Source organism: Lacinutrix cladophorae (assembly GCF_053604645.1).
In genome coordinates, this window is the sequence record NZ_JBSHNR010000109.1 from 1 (window position 1) to 296 (window position 296).

A 296-nucleotide genomic window follows, 5' to 3' on the forward strand; every position below is an offset into this window, starting at 1 on the left:
TACGGTTGTAGATGAAACCATAGAATGTAATGGTACAGATAATGAAACCATTGCTAACGATTGGAATGCTGCTAATATATTAGCACTTCAATCTTGTGGTACAGATAGCTGTGATACAGATGCTGTATTTGATGTAACTTCCGATTATGCATTTACTAACCTTGCTTCCACTTGTGGTGCTGGTGGTACTATTACTGTAATCTATACGGTATCGGATGATTGTGATAACGAAACTACACTGACTGCGACACTTACACTTGAAGATTCTATTGGTCCTGACCTAACGGCTTGTACGG

Annotated in this window: 1 protein-coding gene; it reads left to right on the forward strand. The window is 39.2% G+C overall.

Annotation, left to right across the window (positions count from 1 at the left end):
- On the forward strand, positions 1–296 hold a 296-nt coding region (locus tag ACVC3Y_RS07440; protein ID WP_452226532.1), incomplete at both ends, for a hypothetical protein.